Genomic DNA, 25623 nt, shown 5'->3' on the forward strand with positions numbered 1-25623 from the left:
TCACCATGAAACGACAACAATTTAATCTATTCATATTGCTAGCAACGTTGGCACTTGGCTCTTGTCAAAAGGACTTTTTAAATACAGATCCTTCAACAGAATTTTCCGAAAATGCAGTGTGGACCGACCCTGCACTGGTAGAGACATTTATCAATCAATTATATTTCAGATTGGACGAGCCATTGACAGATGGCCGATTCAAGGCTAACCTGGTCGATGAAGGACATTATCGTGGGAATGCGGCTTCTCTAAATTTTAACCGCAGCATCCAATCTCCGGACGATCTTCTAGGTTGGGGGGTATCACGCTATAGATCCTGGGCCGATCTGTATAAAAGTATCCGGTTTTGCAATCTCTTTTTTTCGAAGGTTGATCAAGTCCCATTTTCAGCTAATCTCATTGATGGGAAAACAATGAAAGATCGTATGACGGGTGAAATGCATTTTATGCGGGCATATTATTATCATTTATTGACAAGTACATACGGTGGCGTACCCCTAATAATCGATCCTTATACACTGACTGATGAATTCCAAAAAGAACGGAGTTCGTACGCGGATTGCGTCAAATTTATGGCAGATGAACTCGACAAAGCTGCCACATTATTACCACTTGATCATACAGGTGCCAATCTGGGACGTGCAACCAAGGGGGCAGCACTCACACTAAAGGCTAGGATCCTACTCTATGCTGCGAGCGATCTTTATAATAAAGACGTATTTCCGGGATTTGAAAAACCTGAATTGATACGTTATACTGATGGAAATCGCACAGCAAGATGGCAGGCTGCAAAAGAGGCAGCCAAAGCCGTCATTGATCTGAACAAATATAAGCTATATAAAGCGACACCTGCTGTAACGGATAACATTTCCCAAAACCTAACGGAAATTTTTCTGAACAAAAACACCGAGGAAGATATTTTCATTAAGTATTTTACGGTTCCGATGGGACAACGTGTAGGATTATACTCCTCACCCAATGGTTACCATGGCTGGGGTACAAACGCTCCGCTAGGTGACTTTGTTGATGATTTTGAAACACTAGAAGGTAAAAAATTTGACTGGTCTGACCCAGCTATGGCAGCAAATCCCTACAGCAATAGGGATCCCAGGTTTACAGCAACAGTGCTTTATAATGGTGCCTCCTGGAGACAAAGACCGGATGATGCAAAAGGCCTGGATCCAGAAAATAAAATGCAAACAGGAAGATGGGAACGCTGGAATGCTACCACTGGAAAAATAGACCTTATTTATGGTGTTGATACACGAAAAAGCACAATTGAAGACTGGAATGGATCCTATACGGGCTATTATTTACGCAAATACATTGATCCAGCAGTAAACGCGCAATATGATAAGCAAGCGGTGACTTGGCGTTTCATGCGTTATGCGGAAGTCCTTTTGAATTATGCTGAAGCTTGTATTGAATTGGGACTGGAGGATGAAGCCCGCACCTACTTAAATATGATCCGTAAAAGAGCCGGGATGCCAGCCATTACCGACGCAGGAGTCGCACTGAAAGAAAGATACCGCAATGAAAGAAGAATAGAACTAGCTTTTGAAGAACATCGTTTCTATGATGTCCGTCGTTGGTTACTAGGCCCTCAAATTTATAACCGAACAACAAAGGTTGCAGACATTGTGTACAAAATGAACCCTGACCACAGCACGGCAAGCATACCGACGATCAGGCATATTGATTTTGAGAAATATAGCTGGATAGATAAAGCCTATTTTTTGCCTATTTTACGCGATGAATTAAAAAAGAACAATTTACTCATTCAAAACCCTGGATATTAACATGAAAAGATTGCATCTCATAATCGCTTTGCTCCTGTTCAATAGTTTATTGACTCTTGGACAAGAAGATATCAAAATAACCCATCTCCCCTTTATCCAAGGACTAACCGAACATTCGGTGTCAATTGTTTGGACAACAGATCTACCGGCAACGGGATGGGTAGAACTGGCACCAGAGGATTCGAGCCATTTTTACTTTAAAGAGAGACCCAAGTATTTTGCATCAGCTTACGGTTTTAAGAAAGTTAGCACACTACATCAGGTTAACTTAAACAACCTGAAACCGGGAACACGATACCGATACCGTGTATATAGTCAACATGTTTTAAAACATGAAGGTGTCAATGTACAATATGGAAAAGTCGTGGCCAGCAACGTCTATCGGCAGGCGCCATTATCCTTTCAAACCCTTGGCAATTCATCCTCGACTCATTTTACTGTTGTCAATGATATCCATGAACGCAATGAGGTTCTGGATAAACTATTGGATATCGGCGATTTAAAAACAAGTGATTTTGTCGTTTTCAACGGGGATATGGTGAATAATCTTTTGAGTGAGAAACAACTATATGATGGATTCATGGACACGGCCATTAAAAGGTTTGCGAGTGAAAAACCCATGTTCTATTCACGAGGAAACCATGAAACCCGTGGTCCCTTTGCAACTGAGTATCCAAAATATTTTCCCACACCGACAGGTAAACTCTATTATCAATTCCGGCATGGCAACACAGGCTTCATCGTACTCGACTGTGGCGAAGACAAACCCGATACGGATATCGAATATAGCGGTATTGTGGAAATGGATAATTATCGGACAGAACAGGCCACATGGCTTACGCAAGCGATTGAAGATCCGTCATTTAAAGATGCCAAATATAAGGTGGTTATCTGCCATATGCCGCCTTTCGGAGGTTGGCATGGTGAACAGGAAATCTTAGAAAAGTTTGTCCCCATCCTAAATAAGGGCGGGGCGCAAATTATGTTATCCGGCCATCTGCATAAACATATTATCCAAAATGCAACAAACAGCACTCATTTCCCCATTATTGTAAACTCTAATAACAATGTACTTCGGGTGGATCTAAGCAATGAAAAAGGAACCTTTAAAATCCTGGATCAGCAAGGGAATGTCGTGGATCAGGTTGTGATCAAGCCCCTCAACTAATTCCTACTAATTTTCTGACAAAAGCGGAGTTTCCAAAGTTTTGGAAACTCCGCTTTTTCTTGGATCTTAGCCCAATCTTCTTTTGGTATATTTCAGCTATTTTATTCTGGACGTAAGTATTTTACGTTTCAGACCTCTCCTTTCTTNNAGTCTTAAAAGGTAATATTAAGTTGGCCGTTTGACAGAAAGCGGTGATTACATTTGATTTTTGTAACTTTGCAAAATCATGAGCGAAACGTTAGAGACCATACAAGATTATTATAAACGATTAAGCCATCTGCATGCCAACGACGGGACAATATTAGATGTGGAGCTCGGAAAATCACATTTTAATATATCACCCCGTAAGTACTGTGATTTTAAAACGCCTTACAATAGACGTGATTTTTATAAGATCAGTCTAATCTTGGGGAAAGGTTGGTTTAAATATGGTCCACATGAGTTGTATATAGATCGGCCTGCTCTTTTTTTACCAGCATTGAATATTCCTTATAGCTGGGTCTGTGACACAAATGAACAAGAGGGGTACTTTTGTTTATTCAATCAAGAGTTTTTCACTGGTAGTCAAACGTTTGAACCTTTTAAAAAGACCTCCTTATTCAAAGAATGGAGTAAGCCGATTGTTTTTCTGGATGCGGAGCAATTAAACCTAATCACAACTTTTTTTGACAATATGTTCCGTCTGAATAACTCCGGTTATCCTTTGCGCTGCAGCGCGATCAAGAGCAATTTAGCTGCAATTCTCCACCTTGCACTGGAATGGCGAGTGGAAGATGTAGCCCCACAGGATCAATCCGGAAGCCTCCGTATGTATCGTTTATTCGACGAACTGCTACATAAACAGTTTCCCCTAGACTCCCCTGCATATCCACTGGCCTTACATACAGCGGCAGATTTCGCCCGACAGCTGAATGTTCATGTCAACCACCTCAATGCTTCTGTCAAATCGGTTACTAATCTTACTACTACACAAATTATCAAAAGAAAAATTTTTGAAGAAGCTAAAAATCTATTAATCTACACCGATTGGAATGTAGCTGAGATCGGCTATACACTCGGGTTTGAAGAACCAGCTCATTTCAACAATTTCTTTAAAAAAAATGCGGGAACATCCCCACTTAAATTCAGACAGAAAAACAAGTAATATTTGATTTTCGTAATTTTTACTTTGTCAAATAGTACTAACGCTATCAAAAAAGTCTCTAGTTTTGTTTCATAAAAAAAGAGCAAGACAATGTTGAGAGAAGCATCCGCACACCGCATTAAGCTAGTTACGTTCATGGCATTTGTATCCATGCCACTTTCTGGGTTTGTAACGGACATCTACCTGCCTTCGTTTCCGGCAATGGCTAAAAGTTTACATGTTCACGAGCGAGATATTCAATTGACATTAACAAGCTATTTACTCAGTTATGGTATTTCTCAGTTATTTATAGGCAACATTCTTGACAGTATCGGCCGCTATCGCCCCAAGGTCCTGGCCTTGACGCTGTTGATACTAAGCAGCCTATTGATAGCGCATACAGACAGCGTATTTTTCATTTGTCTGTTAAGAGTTGTCCAAGGTGTGGCGATATCCATTCTGGTGGTAGCCACGCGTGCGCTTTTCGTGGATCTTTATGCCGGTGAGCGATTAAAGAATTACCTGAGTTACTTTACTATTGTCTGGTCCTGCGGTCCGATACTTGCGCCATTTCTGGGCGGCTATCTGGAAAAAATTTTCAATTGGCAAGCCAACTTCTATTTTCTTACTTTTTACGCCAGTGGCTTATTGTTGTTTGAAATCCTTTATGGTGGGGAAAGCATTGCCGAAAAGAAAAAAATCAACCTAAGGGACAACTTGAACCTGTATAAAATGATGTTGCAGAATAGGCGTTTTATATTAGGGATTTTGGTATTGGGATTTAGTTACTCCATCGTTATGCTGTTCAATATTACAGGACCTTTTATTATCGAAAATGCATTTCATTTTTCATCCGTTACAATTGGCTACTGTACCTTGATACTTGGTTTTTCTTGGATGATCGGTGGGTTTATCACAAAAAAGCGCATGCATCTTGACTTCTTTCCCCGTGTGATTGCTCCTGTTCTATTGCAGGCATTTCTTATTATCGCTTTAATGGTGGTCGGCATCTTTCAACAGAATCTATATATTATGGTCGGTTTTGCATTTTTTATTCATACGATTTCGGGCGTCTTGTTTACAAGCTTTTTTACCACTAGCATGTTATTTTTCCCAAAACATGCAGGTACTGCTGGCGGTTTAATGGGGGGAATGGTTTATATTGTAACATCGCTATCCAACTTCATTGTTGCAATAAGCGGAAAAGTGACAACGCAAAATGGGCTGGCCTGGCGTTATTTTATCTTTTCGACCTTCCTGATCATTATCATGTTATTTATGTGGAAATTACAGAAAGTTAACGCTGAACAAAAGAATTGATCAAAGCAGTCCGACCGATGTTGAGAAGAGATAAAATATTCTACTATTTTTAAACATGTCGACATTACTTTCTATTGTAAGAAATCGAACTATTTTTTACATTTAGAATTGAAAAATGTTCCTTAAGTATTAATAACTGATTATTAATGCGAGAAAAAATATCAAATAAATGGACACAGCAATAATTTTGAAGCCCCTATCAATCCAGGATGTCACATCATTTTATACCTGGCTCAACGATCCCGACGCTATTAAATATTCACTTTCTTTATTTCAATCTTTAAATACGAGAGAAGCAATCGATAAATGGTTTATCTCTGTGGTCAACGATTCAAAAAATTATAACCGGGGCATTTTTCTCGCCAATTCAAATACACTTATTGGCTATGCTGGGATCTGTAATATTTCGACTGCAAACTAGCTTGGCGAGTATTTTATCTTTATAGGAGACCGCAATCAATGGGGGAAAGGTATAGGCTCTCAAGTAACGCAACTAATTGTTGCCAGTGGATTTGAAGAACTGAACCTCAATCGCATTATGCTTACTGTTTCTGAACCCAACTATGCTGCTGTGAAAGCATACACGAATGCAGGTTTCAAATTCGAGGGCAAGATGCGCCAAGCATGCTATAGAGACAATAAATTTCATGATAAACTTATTATGGCAATACTAAAAGAAGAATGGAGCAGTTGATTAATATATAAAAGCTCGATCGAATAACCTAAAAAAACCGTGCAGACCTGAGTTTTAATGCTTTTGTTGCGTTCAAATACGGAGTTACGAAATCATTGTCACTTTTGTTATTAAATATCATTCTGCATGTCTACTTTTCAACGAAAATTGAAAGCAATTAGCGGAACTTCCCCTGGCGACTATGTACGAAATTACAGGCTAAAACGTGCCTGCACGTTACTGATTGAATCGGATTATCGCATTAACGAAGTGGCATTTCTTGTGGGATTTAGCTCGGCATCCTATTTCACAAAAGCGTTCATAAAAGCATTTAATTTGACGCCAAAAGAGTTTATTCAACAATCGCGTTTACAAGCTAGGTAAAACATAGGCCGCTAATAAAAAATAACTGGATAAATTCAAAGCGCATTAAGGCCCCACAAAAAGTGTTTAACCCAAGTTGTCGAAGATTACTTAGAATAAGCTGTTTTTGGATATAATTTCCTGAACGCATTATACACCCCCTGATGGATAACGGTTGAATGTAACTCATCGGGCATATAGTCAAAAATAACCTCTATCTTTTTATGGTTGCTCAGAATATTGTAAAACGCCGCGGCATCACGATACATTCTAAGATCTTCATCCTTATTGGGAACTCCGAGGTAAACCCGCACGTTTTTTCTTAGGTTAGCGTTTAATAGCTTTTCGGTATTTTTCAAAAGCTCCTGTTGCCCCCACCATAAACTAGGACTAATAATAATATAATTTTCAAAAAGATCAGGTTGTTTAAGTAAGAGCTCCGTGGAGAAAAGGCCTGCCAAAGACTCCCCAATTACTGTTCTTTCCGCTTTTGTTTTATAGTGTTTACCGATATAAGGCAGCAATTCATCTTTGAGGAATGCCATATACTTTTGGGATCCACCATACGTAGGAAAGCTGGCTTTTTGAAATCCTTCTTTCTCTAAAAAATCGATATTTGGGACTGCGAATGTAAAATCACGTCTTCGGGTATTGCCCTCGATTCCTACAACAATACTATTGGGAAACCGCGCTATCCAAGGTTGTGTATCAAAACGAACTATCCCGGTGATATGAAAGAAATCTTCATCCATACCACCATCGAGGACATACACAACCGGATAGGTCAACGTATCGTTTTCCGCATAATTATCCGGAAGGTAAATATTGATCTCTCGATCCTCATTTAAAATATTTGAATGTAGAGTAGTGGATTTACCGATGGTCAAATCACGGTCTTTGGTCTGTCCAATAGCGCAATAATGACAGATGAGTAAGGTTAAAAAAAATAAAATTGTACGCTTCATTTCAAATGTTATATTAAAAATAAGCCCGATTCCACGCAGTAGATCTCCTTGACAAAAAAACATGGCAATGGCCTATAATAACTTCGAAAGTAAGTTTAAAAATCAATAAAATACAATTTTAATATTTATTTCCTGTTGTCGTTATAGATTATATCAAGCTATCCCCACAGCGCAATTATTACACGATCCGTTCACATTCATACCCCCAGTCAAACATTTGCTTCATAACTCTACTGGCGTCTATATCCGACTGAGAAGACTCTATTCTTAAAATATTTTCATCATCATCAAGATCAAAGTTAATTTTATATGCGGAGAACAACCCCAGAAGCGTCGTGACAATTTGTTGTGCTTCCCTGTATTTGCAGACATTCGTTTTAAATATTTCAACCCTTTTCATTGTATTATATTTCACTAAATTCTATCGCTCGCAAATAACTTGCTTAGCCTTTCAAATTCCTTTCAATCACTGTTTTTACGTAAGCGAACATCCTGTTGATCTGTCTTTCAGATCTTTACTATTTATTCTTTAATACCTGCTGTAAATCTGTTGGATATCTTGGCCCATCTGTAGATACTGAATCCGTACGATAGACTTGTAAAACATTATGAAAAACTTCGTTATCTTTCTTTTCCCCGGTATTTGAAAACAACGCTATAATTGCTACAAATAGCAAGAGAATCAATGCATTAAAAAGATGTGCCATACCTGTAGAAGCTAAATTATTAATACCTAATTTCCAAAAAGAGAGCAAGTTCTCCCAGACACTTTCGGTGAAAGGCACATTTAGCTCGGTAAACGAACTCTTTTTCCCTTTTAACAACATGATGCTTTTCTTTATTTAGTCATTCGTATCGAATAAAATCTACTGCATATTTTGTCCAAAAGGAAGAGGCAACACTTCTGATCCCAGAAGCCAACGGCATAAAATGAAGTGCAAATCGTACAAAGAGAAAAAGCCACATTAGAAAAAATGTGGCTTTGTTAGTATATTGATTTAAATGGCTTCTTAAGAAAACTGTTCTGTTAATATGCGTGGGTTTTCTGATCTGATCGCCACCACAGCAAACTGCCCGGCGTTATCTTCTATTTTTCGCTGTGCATCTTTGGATAATGCACCCAGCGCAAATTGTCGTCTCCATACTTCGACCCCATTGGTAAACGCTAAGGGAAGTTTTTTGGCAAATTCTCCTGGGTTGGCAAAGTCGATCTTAAATAGTTCTAAAAGGTCTCTTTCTATTTTATCATCGGTATTTCCGGGGATAGCGAAAATTTTTTCGGCAATTGTATCTATAAACACTCCGTCATGCCTCTTTTCACCAGTACTATAAATACAATAGTAAATATTTTGCATATCATTTCCATAAACCTTCTTTGCAATACAGACAGGTGCCATCTGCGTTTCCTGAGAAAGCTTTTTACCTGCTGAACGATTAATGACCGCAACCAAAATAAAACAGACAACAACAATCGCAGACAACAAAGTAATAACACCGATGCCAATCGTTTCGATCAATCCTCCAAAAATCGCCAATGCCAGGAAACAGAGCAAGCCTATACCGATCACAAATGGTACATAAACGACTTTATTCCTTCCAAACGCTGAACTTTTTACATACTTCTCGATAATTGTGCTGTCGTGCTCAAATTTGCTAAGTTGCGCTGTATCCATTATATTGGTTTTTAGATGTACTACTATACTACTTTTACACTTATCTTGAGACAAATGTATACAATACCATTTTTACGATCACTTTACATTTACAATTCGCAGCAGTTGATTTAATATCCGTTTAAATAAAAATAAAATATGAATAGCACCTTCATCAGGTTTCGGCAGAAGCCACAAACTAATTTAAAATAGAAAAATTAAACACAAATGTGTAATTTTTAAATAAACAAAAACATTTACATATTTTATAAGCATATTTGTTTATATAACTAATTAATTAAAAAATGCTTCTAAAAAATTGGACACTACTTTTATTCGTATTTGGACTGGGCTTAATTTCAAGTTGCACAAAAGATCCTGTGATTAAACCAGAAATAGAGCCACCCACGCCAATAGACACAACGAAGGTTATTGTTCCCAAACCTAAGGACTCAGTCTTTGAACGCAAATCAGTGAGTTTTATGGTCAAAGAGCACTTTGTAGATGAAACAGTGGATCAACAACTCTTTTTAGGGAGCCTTTGGAACCTTAAGGACACAACAAAGGGTTTGCATTTGGAAAACATTCAGTCCAAAGCAAAAAACTTCCCTATTTATGTCATGGCGAATTCAGCAAAAGAGGAAATTGGCCATTTTTTACCGTCCTATGTGAACATATTGAATTATGCTAATTTATTTAAGAACACTGACCTCTCGGGATCATTAGAAATGAATTCAAGAGATTTTTCAGATTATGCTGAGATACAATTATATATCCCTCGAAATAGGGATATTGAAAAAATGCTCAATCTTGTCAGGCATAGTGATTCGACAACGGTCCAAAAGACTCACAGTACTTTCAGACACACATTGGTGAGGAGATTAACCTTAGATACCGATCAAGTAGATTATTTCTCAAATTACGGAGAGTCAGACCTGAATAATCTCAAGAAATTAGGTTATTCACCCTATTTTATTCTATCCGTCAATTATGGTTATCAACTGGTCATCGCAGCGGAAGGCGATTTCACAAGACCTGACATGAATAGAGCTATTGATAAATTGTTAGAAGGAAATTCATTGGATAATATGGATGAGCAAGTTCTCAGTGCAACAAAACTACTTGTATACTATCGAGATGGAAGTAGGGATACCTTTATTCGTCATGCTGTCAATTTTCAGGAGATCAAAAATACAATTTCAGCGTTAAACCTTCGAATGGAAAGCAATTCTGATAATTTCACTTACCCGCTTAGTTATCTTGCCATGCATATCACCACGGGCGAAATTTTGGGGTATACCAATACTTTTGATTTACAGGTAAAGAAAACAAGTAAATAGGGAATGTATTTCAGTTTATCAATCTCCTTGATAAAATCAATCTGTCTTAATAATTTCTCAGGTGTCATAGCTTTTCTATTATCAGGTAAGCCATATACAAAATTAGTACATTTATAAGCTCCCTTAATTGCCAAATGGCAATTAAGGGATAGTTCTTCCAGTTGCAGATTTTATTGACATCCATAGGACAAACTCCAGCTCACAGATCAGTGTAGATTTATTAAATTTGATAAACATCAAATCCCATCTTGACGAATGAAGAAAATAGGATTTTTATCTTTTGGACATTGGTCCAAACATCCGGCTTACAGTACGCAGACAGCAAGTGACACCTTGCTTCAGTCCATCGATCTGGCCGTAGCAGCAGAAGAGATAGGCATAGACGGAGCCTACTTTCGAGTCCATCACTTTGCGAACCAGCTGGCATCTCCTTTTCCCTTACTATCTGCCATTGGCGCCAAGACCCGTACGATTGAAATAGGTACCGGAGTAATTGATATGCGCTACGAAAACCCACTATACATGGTGGAAGATGCGGGGGCAGCAGATTTAATTTCGGAAGGTCGGTTACAATTAGGAATTAGTAGGGGTTCACCCGAACAGGTGATAGACGGTTGGCGCTATTTTGGTTACGAGCTCGTTGAAGGGGAAACTGATGCTGATATGGGACGCAGGAAGGCACTGGAATTTCTGGAAAAACTTAAAGGGAAAGGTTTTGCCGAGCCCAATCCTTACCCGATGTTCCCGAACCCTCCGGGCCTGCTCAGACTAGAGCCACACGCTGCGGGATTACGTGACCGCATCTGGTGGGGAGCGGCATCGAATGCTACAGCAGTATGGGCGGCTCAAAACAGAATGCATTTACAAAGTTCGACATTGAAATATGATGAAAATGGAAAACCTTTTCATATACAACAGGCTGAACAGATACGTTTATATAAAGCAGCGTGGAAAGAGGCCGGGCATCCCGGAGAGCCCAGAGTTTCCGTGAGCCGGTCAATTTTTGCATTGGTAGATGACTTAGACCGGTATTATTTTGGGCAGGAGTCGGATCGGGCCGATAAGATTGGCTTTATAGAAGCGGACAAACGTGCTATTTTTGGCCGCAGTTATGCCGCCGAGCCAGATCAACTTGTCAAAGAACTGGCTCAGGACGAGGCCATCCAAGAAGCAGACACCGTTCTCTTAACAATTCCAAACACCTTAGGTGTGGATTACAATGTCCATGTGCTTTCCGCTATTTTAGAACATGTCGCACCTGAATTAGGCTGGCGTTAGCGATCTCCTTTAAATGATAAATAACATTCGTTACAAAACCAAAATCGCAGTAATTGGTGCTGGCCAAGCCGGTCTTTCTTCAGCTTACCATCTGAAGAAACTGGGATTGGAAATTAATCGTGACTTCATTATTCTGGATGAAGCCCCTTCCCCCGGCGGAGCCTGGCAGTTTCGATGGTCTTCGCTGACGCTAAGCACAGTAAACAAAATCCATGACTTGCCGGGCATGTCATTTGAGGAAACATTGACAAACAAGGAGACTGAAGTACAGGCAAATATTGCTGTTCCAAATTACTTCGATCGCTATGAAAAGAGGTTTGGGTTACAGGTATATCGTCCAGTCAAAGTGGATAGGGTCTTCTTACATGGGCAACGTTTTCACATAGACACTGCGGAGACCCTATTTTCAGCGGAAGGCATTATCAATGCCACAGGTACCTGGGAGAACCCTTATATTCCATATTATCCCGGAGCAGATTTATTTCAAGGGGAACAATTGCATACAAAAGACTTCAAAACAGCGGACTATTTTCGAAATAAACACGTTATCATTGTCGGCGGCGGAATATCGGCCATCCAGTTGCTGGATCAGATTTCAGCAGTGACAACCACAACGTGGGTCACCCGACGACCGCCTCTGTTCCGTGAAGGACCTTTTGATGATATGGCCGGTCACAATGCTGTGGCGATGGTCGAAGAACGGGTCAGACAGGGATTGCCGCCGTTGTCGGTCGTGTCGGTCACGGGCCTTCCCTATTCCACCGAAATTCAAGCGATGGAAAAACGAGGTGTACTCACGAGATTTCCTATGTTTAGCGAAATTACAGCGACTGGCGTAAAATGGGAAGACGGCCGAGAAGAAAGGGCTGATATTATCTTATGGAACACCGGATTTATAAGTTCATTGAAACATTTGGACGCAGTATTACCTAAAGAAGAAAATGGGGGCATCTTAATGAACGGTCGCCTTGCGACAATGGTTGCTAAGGAGGCTCGAATTCATTTGGTTGGTTATGGTCCTTCGGCCTCCACGATCGGAGCCAACCGCGCGGGAAGCGCAGCAGCAAGGGAACTTGTAAAAACATTGAATCTTTTGTAGTTTTATTTTTGGTCAGCACCTAACCAGGATTACCATATCAGTAAAAATCTCTTTATATTTAAGCCTATTTAAAATCTCATACAGAAACAGTTGTCACGATGGATATCCAAAATATTATTCCAGATCAATCCATTGCCTTGTTTGTCAAAAATATTCTCGTATTCGAAAACAAAGATGCCCCAGAAACCGTCCTGCCGTTCTTTGCGGATGGATATCCCGGACTTCTATTCCATCAAACCGAAAATGGTTTAACCATACAGCCGCATGGAAAAAAAATGCCAACAATCTTTTTATATGGCCAAACGATCAAGCCCATCTCCATCCACGTGAACGGTCATTTTCAAATCATTATTTTTCAATTTTATCCATTTGTTTTACGAGCTTTTTGGGGAATCAATCCCCAAGATATCAATGACAGCTGCCATTATCTAACTAATGGGCCCAAAAATGATATCAATAAGATCATTTCAGAAATCCTATTGACCTCAGCTATGGAGGGAAAGATCAGGATTATCATAAACTTACTGCTCGATTATTTTGAACAGAAAAGGAACAAACTTGATTTCCAGGTAAGAGAAGTAATCCAATCCATCATTGACAGCAGAGGGATAATTCCTATCAAAGAAATCGCTGAAAAAGAAAAGTTGAACATTCGAACACTCGAACGAAGATTTCTCAAAGAAACGGGGATCTCCGCGAAGCAATTTGCGAAAATAGTCCAATTTCAGTCTTCACTCAACCAACTGGAGACAAAAGATTTCAGCAAGATAAATGATATCGTTTATACGAATGGATACGCCGACCAATCACACTTTATCCGGGTATTCAAAGCCTTTACAGGAGTAACTCCTAACACGTTTGGCAAAATCTAGAATTGTCGTTTTTATTCTATTCTGAAAGCTTATTGATGCCGAATTTTACGTAGAGAAAACTAAAAAATCGTTATCTATTTAAATTCAAAAGCAATGAAACTACATGAAATCATTTTAGCAGCAACAGCAACTTGTTCTGCATTAATATCAGGCCTATTTTTCGCCTATACATTCTCTGTCAATCTAGGGCTTCATAAATTGGATGATAAGTCCTACTTGATGGCGATGCAAAACATCAACAGAGAAATCTTAAATCCTGTATTTTACAGCTGCTTTCTGGGAGCGCCATTGTTATTAATTGTTTCGTCAGTATTGTATTTTGACCTGTCATCGCCGAAATTTTATTTGATTTTGACCGCATGCTTAAGTTATATTATCGGTGTACTTATGATTACCGGCACCAAGAACGTTCCCCTAAACAACCAACTGGATTCGTTCGATATTTCAACAGCTTCATCGGATGCGATACATCGGATACGCCTTCTTATTGAAGATCCTTGGGTATTCTGGAACAATATACGAACCGTATTCTCCTTTATCACTTTAGTTTCTCTAATCATGAGCCTGATTTTTTTCAGGTCTAAAGATTAACAAAAAACACAGGATCCCGTTCAAATTACTCCACACCATTTTCTAAAAACCTGGGCGGACGGCCCAAGCTATCACAGGAAACTGATCCCGCCAAAAACGAAAAAAGCAAAAGAGCTTACGGATTTAAATTTATTCACAACGGATTTAAATCCAGCTATAAAAGGCCGCAGATTCTATTGTACTTTTATGAAAAATAAGAACAAAAAAAGCGGATAAAATTATATTGAGTATAAACTAATCAAAATCAATAAAAACATAATTCTATGAAAATACAAAGAATAATTCCAGCCTTGTTACTTGCATCTCTGGGTTTAACATCCTTATTATCATGCAATGGTACATCAGTAGATACAATTAAGGCAATGGAATCCAACTACGACAACCATAACAAGACTATTGAGCTCATTGGTGAGTTCGACGCTCCATCCTTTACCTTTTCATCGGGTAAATCAAAGACAATGGCAATGAATTTTGTTGTAAAACCACATGCGATCAGCTCCGAAAAATTTACAGCATTCAGCTTGATACTACCGGTTGGAACAGAAAACAACAGTGTTCTATTTGAACTTCCGGCGGACCAAAAGAACTATACACTCAAAAATTTCCATGTCATTGATAAAAATGGGGAGAAAACCAATCTCGACACACATACTACGTTTAAAATGACCGGCACCGTACATTACAATGAATTAGAAAAGCCTGAAGCTGAGCGCGACAAAACTAATTTCAACTACAAGATAACGGACGTGACATTCGAAAAAGACTAAGGCACGCCCCCGCAAATCCGATCAAACACATTATTAAAAAGAATAAAATATGATAAATATTCAACTTGGAAACAGTTTCTCATTTGGATGGATAATTATTGCAATTGCCTTGATCATGGCACTGGGAATTTACCTTGCATACAGAAAACAACAAGTGATTAAGGTAAAATACATCATCGCGGTAATCGTAATGTTGGTCGTAGGAATAAAATGGCTTTTTGAACATTAAATGTAGCGTGGTGTGACACCTGTCACTACGGCGCAAGCTAATCTCAACGACATTCGACATAAGTAAAAAACTTAAATAGTTAAATAGATTTATTTTTGTAAATTCAAATTTGAAAGTGCGCACGATCGACGCCGAATGTCAAAAGTCAGTTTACAATGAAGTTTATTTTCACTTTTAGTATTTTTTTATTTTTCTGCTGTGCCTATGCTCAGGAGCATTCCCAGTTTGTTCCTTTCAAATTCGAAGGTAAATTAGGTTTATTGAACGTTTCGGGAACGGAACTTATCCCTCCCGATGCTTTTGTGGATGGCCCCGGTAATTATGATGTGGTTGGAGATTTTCAAAGTTATATCATAGCGAAAAATGAAGGCGAAGACAAGGTCATTGATGCACGTTCTGGAGAAGAACAGTTTGTTGGACGTCTGGATCGAACATGTGGTCTTTTAAGAATCAACAAAGACAGTTATTATCACTTTAAAGTAAACGGAAATTCTGTTCTCTTAAATTCCGCAGGTTCGCCGATACAACTTACAACATCATACAAAAAAATCGAACCAAATCATGATTCCTGGGATAATGGAAGTGTGGATGACAAACAGTATCTCTGGGCGCTAAAAGAAGATGAGACCTACGATGTTTTGGCCGCCAATGATGGTTTTACTCCAGTAAACTCCTTACCCAAATTTGAAAGCTTTGATCTCGTATACGGATTAAACGTAAATGCACCTTTGACCCTGATCGGATTTGTGCTTGGAAGCAAAACCGCAATCCAACGTACTTTTGGTCAGAAATACGGTATACCCGAATCGAGTTACACCATTGAAGTTTACAATACCAGTTTTAAAAAGTTAGGCACTACGGTTTATGAACATGAGGCAATTGCCAAACTATTCAACCAGAAAATTGAACTACGCGGCAGTATGATACCTCCTCCCGGTATGGCAAACCAAATACTTATTCCTCAAAACAGAACAATTGTACTGAACAATGAATTTAGTTTAATACCAGCAACAGACGATCCAGGACAACTGGTATTAGTTAACACGCAACAGGGAAATGCTCCCGTACTGGGAAATGATCACTTCGATTACAGATATATCAGTACATCCAAAAATCTAGAAGCTCTTCTGCAAATCAGACATTCCGAAACCGGAACTTTCTTTTATTTTGATTTCGATGGGCTCTATTTTCCTAAGGGAGTTCCTTTAATCCCCAAAAAATACAGACAGTGGAACTGATTATCGGATAAATATATGGTTACTCCTCACTCTCTGGATATAACAGCCTTTCACCGGAAGAAAAACAGCTATTTGATATAAAGGCATTTATTCCCTATTTCAAAATATTCCACCTATCGCTGGCGGGCTCTTATTTGTTGATCTTCTGCTTCCTATTGTTTACCATTAGCCCCCATTGGGCCCAGATTTTTAGTGTTACTTACCCATTCTTAGCCTATATATATTTTATCTGGAAAACGAACCGCTTTTTCAAAAGAAGAAATAGAAAACAATACAATCTATCACTTATTGTGATATGCTTACTTTTTATATTGCTTCTGGCAATTGTCTTTCAGTTTTTAAGAAACTGAACCCTCGAAAGTTTTTAATCCATTGGGATAAAATAAAGAGTATCAAAAACTATTTCTAATTTTATACCATTATCATAGATTAGATGGATAAACGTGCGACGCACATACAGCAATGGATTGATGCCTATAGTGATACCCTTCTCGATAGCGCACTTTTTTTATTATCTGACAAACAGGATGCAGAGGATATTGTCCAAAATGTATTTATTTCCGCATTTGAATCCTACTCCTCTTTCAAAGGTCGAAGCAGTGTAAAAACCTGGCTCATGGCTATTCTCAAAAATAAAGTTGCTGAATTTTACCGCAAAAAATATCGATACACAGACAATATTCCCCTGGACCGATATTTTGATCAGGAAGGATCGTGGAAACATGATGATATCCTACAAGACTGGAATGAAAAAGACGAAAATCTGCTTGACAACAATGATTTCAATAAAGTAATGGCCGAGTGTATAGATAAATTGCCCTTAAAATGGCTTATCCCGGTAAAGCTTTATTACCTGGAAGAAAAAAAAGCGGACAAAGTATGTCAGGAAACTGGCATTACGGCAACTAACCTGTGGAAGATCCTTCAACGTGGCCGTATGCAACTTCGGGAGTGTCTGGAATTTAATTGGTTTAACATTTTATGATTTCGTAAACGATGGTAAGGCGACTCATACATATTCTCTTCATGCCCTGCAGGCAGGCAACGCTACTCTTTGAAAAGCGTAATGCGGACAGCATCACGTCTTTCCAAAAAATACGTCTGAGCGCGCATCTCATGATCTGCAAATGGTGCAACGCCTATAACCGTAAGATAAATGTAATGGAAGATCTGATGAAAAAAATATTTACGCAAGACGCTCCAGAAAAATTCAACAAAACTGATTTACAACTATTTAAAGATAAATTAAAAGAAAAACTGAAATAACAAGATTTTTTTGTCAGGAATTTGACGTGCATGCTACTAATAGAGAAACAATAATAACAATTTAAATTTTAGAAAAATGCATCTCATGACACAAACGAAAAATTCCATGACATTGTCATCGCAATACGGATTTTACATGTCCACGTTCGGCGTTGTACTCCTTCTTCTCTGGCTTGGAATATTCAAGTTTACAGCGACGGAGGCAATGGCCATAAAGCCATTAATAGCAAATCATCCACTTTCTTCCTGGTTGTATCGCCTGCTAAGTGCACAAACAGTCTCCAGTATTGTCGGTGTCATTGAAATCTTGGTTGCCCTGCTCATTTTACTAAGTTTAAAATTCAATCAACTGAGGAAATATACCGGTATAGGGGTATGCATTATTTTTACAATGACCCTCAGTTATCTTTTTACAAGCCCCAATATGTTGAGATACGTAGACGGGGTTCCGGTGACGGACTTTTTTATCCTCAAGGACATACTATTTCTTGGATATGGAATCAATTTACTACAATCAGCTAACAAATAAAAGATCATGAAAATTATATCGACCATTACTATTCTCGTCCTTTTTGGCTTCGCGATAGTAAAAATAGGCTTTTCACAATATGGAAAAGAGGCATCAGTTTCGGGAAAAAGCACCGTAGATTACAGTCAAACCAAAGAGATTTATTTTGCTGGAGGTTGCTTTTGGGGAACAGAACATTATTTTAAACAAATAAGAGGCGTAACTGCCACCGAGGTTGGTTATGCGAATGGAACAGTAGCCAACCCCAGTTATGAACAAGTATCCAAGGGCAATACTGGTTTTGTTGAAACTGTAAAAGTCAATTACGACCCGACCAAAGCTGATTTGAAATTGTTGATTGACTTATACTTTAAAACGATTGACCCAACAAGTTTGAATAAACAAGGGAATGATATAGGTACCCAATATAGAACCGGAATTTACTTTACAAAAAAAGAGGATGAAAAAATAATCCGGGGAGAAATCGAACGTCTTGCTAAAAACTACAACTCCAAACTTGTCGTCGAAATTGCCGCATTACGTAATTTCTATACTGCTGAAGATTATCATCAGGATTATTTGGGAAAGAATCCGGGAGGCTATTGCCATATTCCGGCAGATTTATTTGAAAAGGCCCGGCAAGCAAACCCGCCCACTCGTTACAATAAGGTAGATAAAAAAATCTTGAAAAAGGAATTGACGCCATTACAATTTGATGTTACGCAAAACAATGCGACCGAAAAGGCATTTGACAATTCCTATTGGAATGAATTTAAGGAAGGTATCTATGTTGACATTACGACCGGCGAGCCCTTATTTATTTCGACGGATAAGTTTGAGTCAGATTGTGGGTGGCCCAGCTTTTCCAAGCCGATTAGCGATAGTTTAATCGCCGAAAAAAACGATAAGTCTTTTGGAATGAGCAGGACCGAAGTAAGAAGCAAAACCGGTGATGCGCATTTAGGGCATGTTTTTAATGATGGGCCGACCGAAAAAGGGGGATTGCGGTATTGTATCAATAGTGCTTCTTTACGTTTTGTCCCAAAAGATCAAATGAAAGCACAAGGCTATGAGAAATTTATTCCCTTATTAGAGAAGAGCGATAAATCAAAGTAATATCCTACTCATAATAGTCCTATTTTTAATGAAGAAAAAAGTTCATTTATCTGCTCTCCTACATGGTGACCGATCATAAATGTATAAACCTATCGTAAACGTATAAGATGTATAGGATAAAAAGCCAGGTTAAAAAACCCGGCTTTAAAAATAAACATATGATGGATTAGTAAATGGCTTCCCAGTTAACAAGCTACACCGAAAGAACGATCCAGGATTCCTTGGAATTTCTATCTCTCAGCTGTTTATCAGTTTGTCACGTATACTTTATTTATCGCTTGGATTTATAAGAATTGAAGGCAACGAACATGCAAGAATAATGAGCAACCAATGTTCTTTATGTACAATGAGATTTCATAGCGCATTATATATACTGTTCGACGCTAAAACATTATACAAAAACATCTTCATCCACCTTCAATTCATGTTCAAATATAGCAAATAAAACTAATTTAATTAGTTTTATTTGCTATATTATTTAGTCAAAAAGATAACAAACTATTGTCCATGGGTTTAATTTCGCAGTGATCAACTTATCCGTGAGAAAGTAGTGGACTGATCACGAACGGGTATATACAAGAGAGATGAGCCGATTAAACCTGATCCTAAAGTGAGCGGCTGATATCAACAACATTGAAGATCTGATCTACATCATCCAAACTGACATCAAAATCCGGATATATAGTTTTGTCCGAATTGAGTGAACGGAGTGTAAGAATTCCATTCGTGACATCGTGATGTGCAATTTCTTTAATGATTACTCCTTCGTATCGATGGACGATGACCCAATATCTATATTTATGGGTATGGAATTTCGATTGCCATAGCTCACGTTTAATCAAACGTCCAGTGACAATATCACCATCAAGAACACTGGCGTCAGTTCCGTCGGTCATACTATCACCACTGACTTCAAAAGAACGGTAAGCTCCCTTGTGAAATTCATTTACAGTAATAAAATGCGCTGGCAAATCGTCCATGTATTCAGCATCAGAAAAACCCGAGAGATAACCGGCTTTTGCCTTCTCGGTAACCAGCTTGGTCTGCATTAGATATCGTCCGGGTGATACCTCAAAGAATATATTGTTCTTATTTTCATCAATAAACATAACATCATTGGAAAAATATCCAATTGATCTTCCATTCCTGACATTGGCCATCAAAACAGGATCAGACTCAACGAATATATCCGGTTTGTTTCGCTCTCCCTTCCCATACAACAGCCAGTCGTATTGAACTTGTGGAAAGGCATTTTGAATCCGTGTTTTCATAGTAAGTCCAATTGGATATTCCCCTTTCTTAATCCGGGAATATACCTGCTCACGCACGCCCAATAAACCCGCGAATTCCCGATTGGTAATCCCCATCTCCAAGCGCAAAACCTCAAAATTATTATCTGGATAAGTTTCCATGTTTTTATAGGATAAGAATAAATGTTACACTAATTCATAACAACCTGACGCTAAGTTACACAAGATATTAAACCTAAACAAATAAATAAACAAATAAAACACACTAAACACTGATTATAAGATATTTATAATTAAACAAATAAGTTTAACAACGCTAACAAAACATAAAAAATCGTACAAAATAAAATTCAAAACCCTTGAATGATTAACAATTTTGTTTAACTTTGTTTAACAATACGTTTACATCGGTAGATTATATCCGAGAAATTTATTAGACGGCAATGCCCCATCAATGGCTTCGACTAACGACTAACAAAAAATAGAGAAAAATAGGCATATAATTAAAAGGAACATAAATATGGAACGCTTCATCACAACGCATGCACAGCCAGGCGGATCAGTCGGATTAAACCGGGACGATATCAGAAATCTGAATATTATTTCAAAACAAGCACAGGAAATGGAGCTTATGTCAGTTCTATTTCCACAACAAAAATTAACTGCTGCAAAAATACAACGAAATAACAAGGCCAATTCCCAACGCATGAACACATTATATTACTCTTTCATTTTGAGTTTCTTAAAAGAAAATCATCCGGAAATATTGAGATCAATTGACAAAATTTATGAACCTGATCTTTCCAAAATCAGTCAGGTCATCGATTGTTATTGTGAATTTATGGGAATATCCACGCAACAGATCATGGGTGAATATATCAATTATAAAGATATTCAACATCGCTACAAAGCAATCGCGGTGGTCTTGCGTATTTTTCAGCCAGAAAAATTAGACAACTTAAAAACTAAAGTAAAGAGCACAATATACAAGGAACTTGGACCGTATTTAAAGATTAATAGTGATACCTTACAAAAATCTATTATCTGCGCATGTAACCAATTTGACTTATATAGTGATTTTAAGAAAGATATCAAACAGGCGGCAAATTACTATTTCATTCATAAACGTTTCAATGCTAAATAAGATGATTTTCCCAGAAATTATACCGATCATCAATTAGTGAGCTCAACACTTTCTTTGATCGGTATAATAATCTTCAACCTTATCGCCGGATTTTTCTTCGCAGCCACCAGAGATCATAAGGCTTGCCAGGACAAGTAGACCAGTAATAAAAAATAGCATACTTGTTACCATTGGTCGTTCCGTTCGTCTTGTCGTTCTTTCCGCTAACTTTAAATTTTCATCTTTGCGCAGTATATTTTCAATGACCTGTTGACTCTGTCCGGAAATATACTTCCGGAATACATTGCCGCTATCTGCATGAAGCGTCAGTTTTTTATTGACCCTCCCTTTACCTATCCGTACAATTCCATCCGGACTGATCTCGATTTCCTCACCCTCGATCTGCATAAGATCTTCAGATTGTTTCAGAATTCGGACATAGGATTGCCCAACGTCCAAATGATTGCTACCGGAATCTATTTTTGACAATACCATCGCTTCTCCCCTTGCCTCAAGCCTATGAGATTCACTTGTCTTTCCTGTTTTTTTAAATAGACCGCAGCTACTAACGAGTAGTAGCATTACGGTCAATACACGTATATTTTTCATTTTTCACTCTTTTTAACTCAATCTGCAATTCATTATAAAGCTTCATCAGATCATCGTATTTCACCTGTAACTCCGCCAGGGTCTTTGAACAGGCCATGCGATCGTCATTGGCGAGCCTGAGTCCCTCATTGAGGTCCTCAATAATTGCTCTTAAATGTTCAATGTCTTTTTCGAGCCGGTTTGCGTAACCTTCCCATTTGTCGATGACTTTACCGGCATTCTCCACATTTGTTGCTTCCACTTCCGCCTGCTGTTTAGGCCGTCCAACAAGGTAACCACCGATAGCCGTAACGATAGGGATAATCAATTTTTCTAAAATCTCAAGTATTTCCATAGTAATTCTTTTTTATGAGTGATTTAAACTTTATCCATGGGAACTGTTTTCCCGGATCCTCCTTTCTTCCCGGAGCAATATCACTGTGCCCTAAAATTTCCTGAATCGGATAATGGGCAACGATTGCCTCACAGACTTCAATTGCCGCGGTAATCTGCTTTTCCGTATAAACTTCATTTCCTTTATTTTGCAGCTCGATCCCAATGCTATAATTGTTCAGATCTTTCAACCCCGCCCATGAACTCCGTCCCGCATGCCAGCATTTAATATTGAATGGTGCCAATTGTGTCACTATACCGTCCCGGCTGATATGTACATGGGCCGAAACCCTGCTCTTGGGATCCAACATCCAATGAATCGCACTAGTGGCATTAGATGCACCATCATAATGCATAATGATAAAAATAGGGCTGATAACACTGCCTTTATTAGATGTCTCGTGATAGGAAGCTCCTACCAATTGATTTTTTTCAATATCCATGTCTTCTTATATTATTGATGATTTATTTCTATTTTCAGCGCTTCTTTTTATTAAAATCCGGATTTTAGTTTTATTCAATAAAAGCTGGCAATGTATACTGCAGCTCGTATTTCAATACAAATTTACCTCTCGATAGCACCTGAAAAATGAAATGTTACACCTATATAAGCGGTATGAAACAACTACCGAATATCAGTGAAAGGATGACTTTTTTTAATTCCTGATGTAAAAACAAAAGCCACATCGGACTGATGTGAGACCATTGACCGGAAATCATCAATCCTTGACCGGATAAAAACATTTCTGTTACTCTTTTGTTATTTGATCGTTATAGCATAGGATGAGTTATACCGTGAAGGCTAGGAAGTTGGTTCGCCTAGCCTTTTTTGACGAATAAAAACAACATATCTGACTGATCCGCCCATCGCAATGACATAATCATTTTTTACAGAGGTTTCAATTTACACGATATTGCTTCCATGGCCCTGCAGACAATACCATCTACAGTACCATCACAAATCTAGTTGACATAAATCCTACGATTTTTTATTAAATTCGTAGGAGAGAAATCTAAATTCAATAGATTATATGTTACATCCAAAAATGCGATTGATCGACATCGTCATTTAACTTTACATGCGTGAATCTTGATTTATAATACGATGAACAAGTTTGCTTTATTAGTCGGAAACGACATTAATAATATTTCGCCAGGAATAAGCTGGAGTGATTTGCTACACAAAATCAAAGAAAAGTATAAAGTCAGTTCATTAGAAAATGGACAAAAACCTTTTCCTATGTTGTATGAGGAAATATTCCTTAACGCAATTCGAGAAAAACATATTAATGAAAGAGAACTTAAAACCTATATATCGGATTGCGTCTCTCAAATCAATCAAAACGAAATACACCAATTAATTCGGGATGTTTCGATCGAAAACATAATCACCACTAACTATGAATTCAGTTTAGAAGGAGAAATCGCCACAGCAAATACCGGCTTAATCCGTGAAACGACCTACAGTGTATTTCGTAAACACCAAATCGGCAACACGAGCTATTGGCATATACACGGTGACTGCCTAAATCCGTCTTCCATTAACCTAGGTTATGAACATTACTGCGGCCAATTGCAAAAAATGAGGGATTATGTGGTTAATGGGACAAATTATAATTCGCAAACGGTCTACAAGGCTGCATTAATTAAAAGATTAAGCCGAAAAAAGGATACTAAACTCCAATCCTGGATTGATTTATTTTTCACGCAGGATATCCACATTCTAGGTCTATCGCTTGATTTTGTAGAAATAGACCTTTGGTGGCTGCTAACCTATCGCGCCAGAAATAAGTATTATAGACGAAGCGCCTTTATTGAAAATCAACTCTTTTATTATACAACTAAAAAATGGTATGCACTCTCCAAAGATAAAATGCAATTACTTCAAGCAAACGATGTTGAAATTGTCATTATTGACGAAACCAATAAAACTAAATACTACAAGAAAGTCCTCGCAGGCATAAAAAATAGATATAAGCTACCCAGCAAAATATTAAGTTGAACCACACAGCAATTCATAGATTTTCAGCTTGTTATCATGTCATTAATAGAAAAAGAATTTCGCGCTGCCAAACTAAACAAATTTACATTAAGCATTGAAAACTTTCTGAATAGTCTATTCTTGAGGAAAACAAAGTTTATACTTACCAAACCCTTTTCAGCAATAAAATTGAAAAGTGAAATTAGCCATGTAGTTTATTTAAACTGGATGGTGCCTCTCGCCAAAATTCAACAATTCGTCCCCTCAGGAATTGCCCTCGATCTTGTCGGTGACCATGTTTTATTTTCAGTGCTAACTTACCGTCATGGCCATTTCGGCCCTGCAAAACTATATCATTTAAAATCCTTATATGGGTCACCTCTACAGAGTAATTGGAGACTTTACATCAGTCAAACCCAAAAGCAATTTAAAGTGCCTACAGTCCTATTTCTCGCAAATGTAATGAGTAGCCAGATCTATTGCATCGGTAGTCGTTTATTCAGTAGCATGATGTATACACATCAACCTTTGGCTTTCCAACATAACCATATCGGCGTTCAAACTCACACCAAAATAATCCCTGGAAGAAGCAATGCACCAGACTTGGAGGTTGTTTGCCACCCCTGTGATCACTGGAATATTCCAAGTCAATTTCTCCATCTGTCGAAAGATATCAATCAACTCCTGAATAAAATAATTATTCAGGACCAAGCCTTAACTCCACTGGACAATGGCCTATTCCGACAGGCGAATATTGCGTTAAAGTTCGATCCAAAAGACATAAGACCTTTAAAAATTGATTTCTTTAAAAGCGAAACATTAGCTGATATTGTTCAGCATGAAAAGTGTTTTGCTTTCGAAATACCGGCGGTCTCATTTTTTATGAATCACGAAAAAACAATAAAATTATGAACTTTATCG

Annotated in this window: 29 protein-coding genes and 2 pseudogenes; 23 read left to right on the top strand and 8 right to left on the bottom strand. The window is 38.2% G+C overall.

The features are described 5' to 3' along the window. Nucleotides 1-5: 5 nt before the first annotated feature. The 6 genes and pseudogenes from B4G94_RS23395 (at nt 6) to B4G94_RS23420 (ending at nt 6467) form a co-directional block, all read left to right on the top strand. Nucleotides 6-1799, top strand: coding sequence for a RagB/SusD family nutrient uptake outer membrane protein (locus B4G94_RS23395; RefSeq protein WP_286862362.1), 1794 nt, complete (start codon nt 6-8; stop codon nt 1797-1799). Between the two features lies 1 nt (nt 1800). Next, entirely contained in the window at nt 1801-2967 is a 1167-nt protein-coding gene (locus tag B4G94_RS23400) for an FN3 domain-containing metallophosphoesterase family protein (protein WP_165308741.1), read from the top strand. A gap of 226 nt (nt 2968-3193) precedes the next feature. Next, complete coding sequence (locus B4G94_RS23405) at nt 3194-4111, top strand: helix-turn-helix domain-containing protein (RefSeq protein WP_108636597.1); 918 nt, start codon at nt 3194-3196, stop codon at nt 4109-4111. A gap of 90 nt (nt 4112-4201) precedes the next feature. Next, entirely contained in the window at nt 4202-5410 is a 1209-nt protein-coding gene (locus tag B4G94_RS23410) for an MFS transporter (RefSeq protein ID WP_286862365.1), read from the top strand. A gap of 169 nt (nt 5411-5579) precedes the next feature. Next, nucleotides 5580-6104: pseudogene (locus B4G94_RS23415) on the top strand (GNAT family N-acetyltransferase). Nucleotides 6105-6230: 126 nt separating this feature from the next. Then, on the top strand, nt 6231-6467 hold the full coding sequence (locus B4G94_RS23420) for a helix-turn-helix domain-containing protein (RefSeq protein WP_286862367.1): 237 nt from the start codon (nt 6231-6233) through the stop codon (nt 6465-6467). Between the two features lie 86 nt (nt 6468-6553). Here the strand turns inward: B4G94_RS23420 and B4G94_RS23425 are convergent, their stop codons facing one another. The 4 genes from B4G94_RS23425 to B4G94_RS23440 form a co-directional block, all read right to left on the bottom strand. Beyond that, entirely contained in the window at nt 6554-7411 is an 858-nt protein-coding gene (locus B4G94_RS23425; RefSeq protein WP_286862368.1) for an alpha/beta hydrolase, read from the bottom strand. Between the two features lie 178 nt (nt 7412-7589). Next, nucleotides 7590-7811, bottom strand: coding sequence for a methyltransferase type 11 (locus B4G94_RS23430; RefSeq protein WP_286862370.1), 222 nt, complete (start codon nt 7809-7811; stop codon nt 7590-7592). 118 nt (nt 7812-7929) lie between these two features. Then, a complete protein-coding gene (locus B4G94_RS23435) occupies nt 7930-8238 on the bottom strand; it encodes a hypothetical protein (RefSeq protein WP_108636589.1) in 309 nt (102 codons plus the stop codon). A gap of 183 nt (nt 8239-8421) precedes the next feature. After that, nucleotides 8422-9084 (bottom strand): hypothetical protein, encoded by a 663-nt coding sequence (locus B4G94_RS23440; protein WP_286862372.1) that lies wholly within the window; start codon nt 9082-9084, stop codon nt 8422-8424. Nucleotides 9085-9368: 284 nt separating this feature from the next. Between B4G94_RS23440 and B4G94_RS23445 the strand changes: the two genes are divergently transcribed. The 14 genes and pseudogenes from B4G94_RS23445 (at nt 9369) to msrB (ending at nt 19367) form a co-directional block, all read left to right on the top strand. Next, nucleotides 9369-10403: a hypothetical protein gene (locus B4G94_RS23445; RefSeq protein ID WP_286862374.1), complete on the top strand. Its 1035-nt coding sequence runs from the start codon at nt 9369-9371 to the stop codon at nt 10401-10403. A 255-nt stretch (nt 10404-10658) separates the two neighbouring features. Next, nucleotides 10659-11681 carry an LLM class flavin-dependent oxidoreductase gene (locus B4G94_RS23450; protein ID WP_286862376.1) on the top strand — a complete coding sequence of 341 codons (1023 nt, stop codon included), beginning with the start codon at nt 10659-10661 and terminating at the stop codon, nt 11679-11681. Nucleotides 11682-11694: 13 nt separating this feature from the next. Next, complete coding sequence (locus tag B4G94_RS23455; protein ID WP_286862377.1) at nt 11695-12780, top strand: NAD(P)-binding domain-containing protein; 1086 nt, start codon at nt 11695-11697, stop codon at nt 12778-12780. Nucleotides 12781-12878: 98 nt separating this feature from the next. Then, nucleotides 12879-13652: a helix-turn-helix domain-containing protein gene (locus B4G94_RS23460; protein ID WP_286862378.1), complete on the top strand. Its 774-nt coding sequence runs from the start codon at nt 12879-12881 to the stop codon at nt 13650-13652. Between the two features lie 93 nt (nt 13653-13745). Then, nucleotides 13746-14243: a DUF1772 domain-containing protein gene (locus tag B4G94_RS23465; RefSeq protein WP_286862380.1), complete on the top strand. Its 498-nt coding sequence runs from the start codon at nt 13746-13748 to the stop codon at nt 14241-14243. 263 nt (nt 14244-14506) lie between these two features. Beyond that, nucleotides 14507-15010 carry a hypothetical protein gene (locus tag B4G94_RS23470; protein ID WP_286862381.1) on the top strand — a complete coding sequence of 168 codons (504 nt, stop codon included), beginning with the start codon at nt 14507-14509 and terminating at the stop codon, nt 15008-15010. Between the two features lie 49 nt (nt 15011-15059). Then, entirely contained in the window at nt 15060-15239 is a 180-nt protein-coding gene (locus tag B4G94_RS23475; protein ID WP_286862382.1) for a hypothetical protein, read from the top strand. A 155-nt stretch (nt 15240-15394) separates the two neighbouring features. Then, entirely contained in the window at nt 15395-16477 is a 1083-nt protein-coding gene (locus tag B4G94_RS23480; RefSeq protein WP_286862383.1) for a hypothetical protein, read from the top strand. Between the two features lie 11 nt (nt 16478-16488). Next, nucleotides 16489-16827: a DUF3784 domain-containing protein gene (locus tag B4G94_RS28150; protein ID WP_165309733.1), complete on the top strand. Its 339-nt coding sequence runs from the start codon at nt 16489-16491 to the stop codon at nt 16825-16827. A gap of 83 nt (nt 16828-16910) precedes the next feature. Continuing rightward, complete coding sequence (locus B4G94_RS23485; protein ID WP_286862385.1) at nt 16911-17462, top strand: sigma-70 family RNA polymerase sigma factor; 552 nt, start codon at nt 16911-16913, stop codon at nt 17460-17462. 41 nt (nt 17463-17503) lie between these two features. Then, complete coding sequence (locus B4G94_RS23490; protein WP_286862387.1) at nt 17504-17743, top strand: hypothetical protein; 240 nt, start codon at nt 17504-17506, stop codon at nt 17741-17743. Between the two features lie 85 nt (nt 17744-17828). Continuing rightward, entirely contained in the window at nt 17829-18272 is a 444-nt protein-coding gene (locus B4G94_RS23495) for a DUF417 family protein (RefSeq protein ID WP_286862388.1), read from the top strand. A 6-nt stretch (nt 18273-18278) separates the two neighbouring features. Further along, nucleotides 18279-18848, top strand: a pseudogene (gene msrA, locus B4G94_RS28010) (peptide-methionine (S)-S-oxide reductase MsrA); the annotation flags it as partial. An 84-nt stretch (nt 18849-18932) separates the two neighbouring features. Further along, nucleotides 18933-19367, top strand: a complete 435-nt coding sequence (msrB, locus tag B4G94_RS28015) for a peptide-methionine (R)-S-oxide reductase MsrB (protein WP_349681871.1) — start codon at nt 18933-18935, stop codon at nt 19365-19367. A gap of 605 nt (nt 19368-19972) precedes the next feature. Here the strand turns inward: msrB and B4G94_RS23505 are convergent. Continuing rightward, complete coding sequence (locus B4G94_RS23505) at nt 19973-20779, bottom strand: hypothetical protein (protein WP_286862391.1); 807 nt, start codon at nt 20777-20779, stop codon at nt 19973-19975. A 358-nt stretch (nt 20780-21137) separates the two neighbouring features. On the opposite strand from B4G94_RS23505, the gene B4G94_RS23510 reads away from it, so the two are divergent. After that, nucleotides 21138-21761 carry a hypothetical protein gene (locus B4G94_RS23510; RefSeq protein WP_286862392.1) on the top strand — a complete coding sequence of 208 codons (624 nt, stop codon included), beginning with the start codon at nt 21138-21140 and terminating at the stop codon, nt 21759-21761. A 42-nt stretch (nt 21762-21803) separates the two neighbouring features. On the opposite strand, the gene B4G94_RS23515 is transcribed toward B4G94_RS23510, so the two are convergent. The 3 genes from B4G94_RS23515 to B4G94_RS23525 are packed head-to-tail and all read right to left on the bottom strand — an operon-like array spanning nt 21804 to nt 23164. After that, nucleotides 21804-22349, bottom strand: a complete 546-nt coding sequence (locus tag B4G94_RS23515) for a hypothetical protein (RefSeq protein WP_286862393.1) — start codon at nt 22347-22349, stop codon at nt 21804-21806. After that, nucleotides 22306-22683: a hypothetical protein gene (locus B4G94_RS23520; protein WP_108636572.1), complete on the bottom strand. Its 378-nt coding sequence runs from the start codon at nt 22681-22683 to the stop codon at nt 22306-22308. The genes B4G94_RS23515 and B4G94_RS23520 overlap by 44 nt, the downstream gene beginning before the upstream one ends. After that, nucleotides 22670-23164, bottom strand: a complete 495-nt coding sequence (locus B4G94_RS23525) for an N-acetylmuramoyl-L-alanine amidase (RefSeq protein WP_286862395.1) — start codon at nt 23162-23164, stop codon at nt 22670-22672. The genes B4G94_RS23520 and B4G94_RS23525 overlap by 14 nt, the downstream gene beginning before the upstream one ends. 662 nt (nt 23165-23826) lie before the next feature. Here B4G94_RS23525 and B4G94_RS23530 point away from each other — a divergent pair. Next, nucleotides 23827-24723: an SIR2 family protein gene (locus tag B4G94_RS23530; RefSeq protein WP_286862397.1), complete on the top strand. Its 897-nt coding sequence runs from the start codon at nt 23827-23829 to the stop codon at nt 24721-24723. 36 nt (nt 24724-24759) lie between these two features. Then, nucleotides 24760-25614, top strand: a complete 855-nt coding sequence (locus tag B4G94_RS23535; RefSeq protein WP_286862399.1) for a DUF2071 domain-containing protein — start codon at nt 24760-24762, stop codon at nt 25612-25614. Nucleotides 25615-25623: the final 9 nt, after the last annotated feature.

The organism is Sphingobacterium sp. UBA7625 (genome assembly GCF_002484085.1).
Classification (GTDB): domain Bacteria; phylum Bacteroidota; class Bacteroidia; order Sphingobacteriales; family Sphingobacteriaceae; genus Sphingobacterium; species Sphingobacterium athyrii.

Excerpts from the sequence above, each read along its gene's own strand:
- B4G94_RS23425 (WP_286862368.1), bottom strand. The coding sequence starts at position 7,411 with ATGAAGCGTACAATTTTATTTTTTTTAACCTTACTCATCTGTCATTAT.
- B4G94_RS23475 (WP_286862382.1), top strand. The coding sequence starts at position 15,060 with ATGATAAATATTCAACTTGGAAACAGTTTCTCATTTGGATGGATAATT.
- B4G94_RS23435 (WP_108636589.1), bottom strand. The coding sequence starts at position 8,238 with ATGTTGTTAAAAGGGAAAAAGAGTTCGTTTACCGAGCTAAATGTGCCT.
- B4G94_RS23505 (WP_286862391.1), bottom strand. The coding sequence starts at position 20,779 with ATGGAAACTTATCCAGATAATAATTTTGAGGTTTTGCGCTTGGAGATG.
- B4G94_RS23400 (WP_165308741.1), top strand. The coding sequence starts at position 1,801 with ATGAAAAGATTGCATCTCATAATCGCTTTGCTCCTGTTCAATAGTTTA.
- B4G94_RS23460 (WP_286862378.1), top strand. The coding sequence starts at position 12,879 with ATGGATATCCAAAATATTATTCCAGATCAATCCATTGCCTTGTTTGTC.
- B4G94_RS23410 (WP_286862365.1), top strand. The coding sequence starts at position 4,202 with ATGTTGAGAGAAGCATCCGCACACCGCATTAAGCTAGTTACGTTCATG.
- B4G94_RS23485 (WP_286862385.1), top strand. The coding sequence starts at position 16,911 with ATGGATAAACGTGCGACGCACATACAGCAATGGATTGATGCCTATAGT.
- B4G94_RS23490 (WP_286862387.1), top strand. The coding sequence starts at position 17,504 with ATGCCCTGCAGGCAGGCAACGCTACTCTTTGAAAAGCGTAATGCGGAC.
- B4G94_RS23515 (WP_286862393.1), bottom strand. The coding sequence starts at position 22,349 with ATGAAAAATATACGTGTATTGACCGTAATGCTACTACTCGTTAGTAGC.
- B4G94_RS23535 (WP_286862399.1), top strand. The coding sequence starts at position 24,760 with ATGTCATTAATAGAAAAAGAATTTCGCGCTGCCAAACTAAACAAATTT.
- B4G94_RS23430 (WP_286862370.1), bottom strand. The coding sequence starts at position 7,811 with ATGAAAAGGGTTGAAATATTTAAAACGAATGTCTGCAAATACAGGGAA.
- B4G94_RS23420 (WP_286862367.1), top strand. The coding sequence starts at position 6,231 with ATGTCTACTTTTCAACGAAAATTGAAAGCAATTAGCGGAACTTCCCCT.
- B4G94_RS23465 (WP_286862380.1), top strand. The coding sequence starts at position 13,746 with ATGAAACTACATGAAATCATTTTAGCAGCAACAGCAACTTGTTCTGCA.
- B4G94_RS23445 (WP_286862374.1), top strand. The coding sequence starts at position 9,369 with ATGCTTCTAAAAAATTGGACACTACTTTTATTCGTATTTGGACTGGGC.
- B4G94_RS23530 (WP_286862397.1), top strand. The coding sequence starts at position 23,827 with ATGAACAAGTTTGCTTTATTAGTCGGAAACGACATTAATAATATTTCG.
- B4G94_RS23510 (WP_286862392.1), top strand. The coding sequence starts at position 21,138 with ATGGAACGCTTCATCACAACGCATGCACAGCCAGGCGGATCAGTCGGA.
- B4G94_RS23520 (WP_108636572.1), bottom strand. The coding sequence starts at position 22,683 with ATGGAAATACTTGAGATTTTAGAAAAATTGATTATCCCTATCGTTACG.
- B4G94_RS23405 (WP_108636597.1), top strand. The coding sequence starts at position 3,194 with ATGAGCGAAACGTTAGAGACCATACAAGATTATTATAAACGATTAAGC.
- B4G94_RS23480 (WP_286862383.1), top strand. The coding sequence starts at position 15,395 with ATGAAGTTTATTTTCACTTTTAGTATTTTTTTATTTTTCTGCTGTGCC.
- B4G94_RS23395 (WP_286862362.1), top strand. The coding sequence starts at position 6 with ATGAAACGACAACAATTTAATCTATTCATATTGCTAGCAACGTTGGCA.
- B4G94_RS23455 (WP_286862377.1), top strand. The coding sequence starts at position 11,695 with ATGATAAATAACATTCGTTACAAAACCAAAATCGCAGTAATTGGTGCT.
- B4G94_RS23470 (WP_286862381.1), top strand. The coding sequence starts at position 14,507 with ATGAAAATACAAAGAATAATTCCAGCCTTGTTACTTGCATCTCTGGGT.
- B4G94_RS23450 (WP_286862376.1), top strand. The coding sequence starts at position 10,659 with ATGAAGAAAATAGGATTTTTATCTTTTGGACATTGGTCCAAACATCCG.
- B4G94_RS23525 (WP_286862395.1), bottom strand. The coding sequence starts at position 23,164 with ATGGATATTGAAAAAAATCAATTGGTAGGAGCTTCCTATCACGAGACA.
- B4G94_RS23495 (WP_286862388.1), top strand. The coding sequence starts at position 17,829 with ATGACACAAACGAAAAATTCCATGACATTGTCATCGCAATACGGATTT.
- B4G94_RS23440 (WP_286862372.1), bottom strand. The coding sequence starts at position 9,084 with ATGGATACAGCGCAACTTAGCAAATTTGAGCACGACAGCACAATTATC.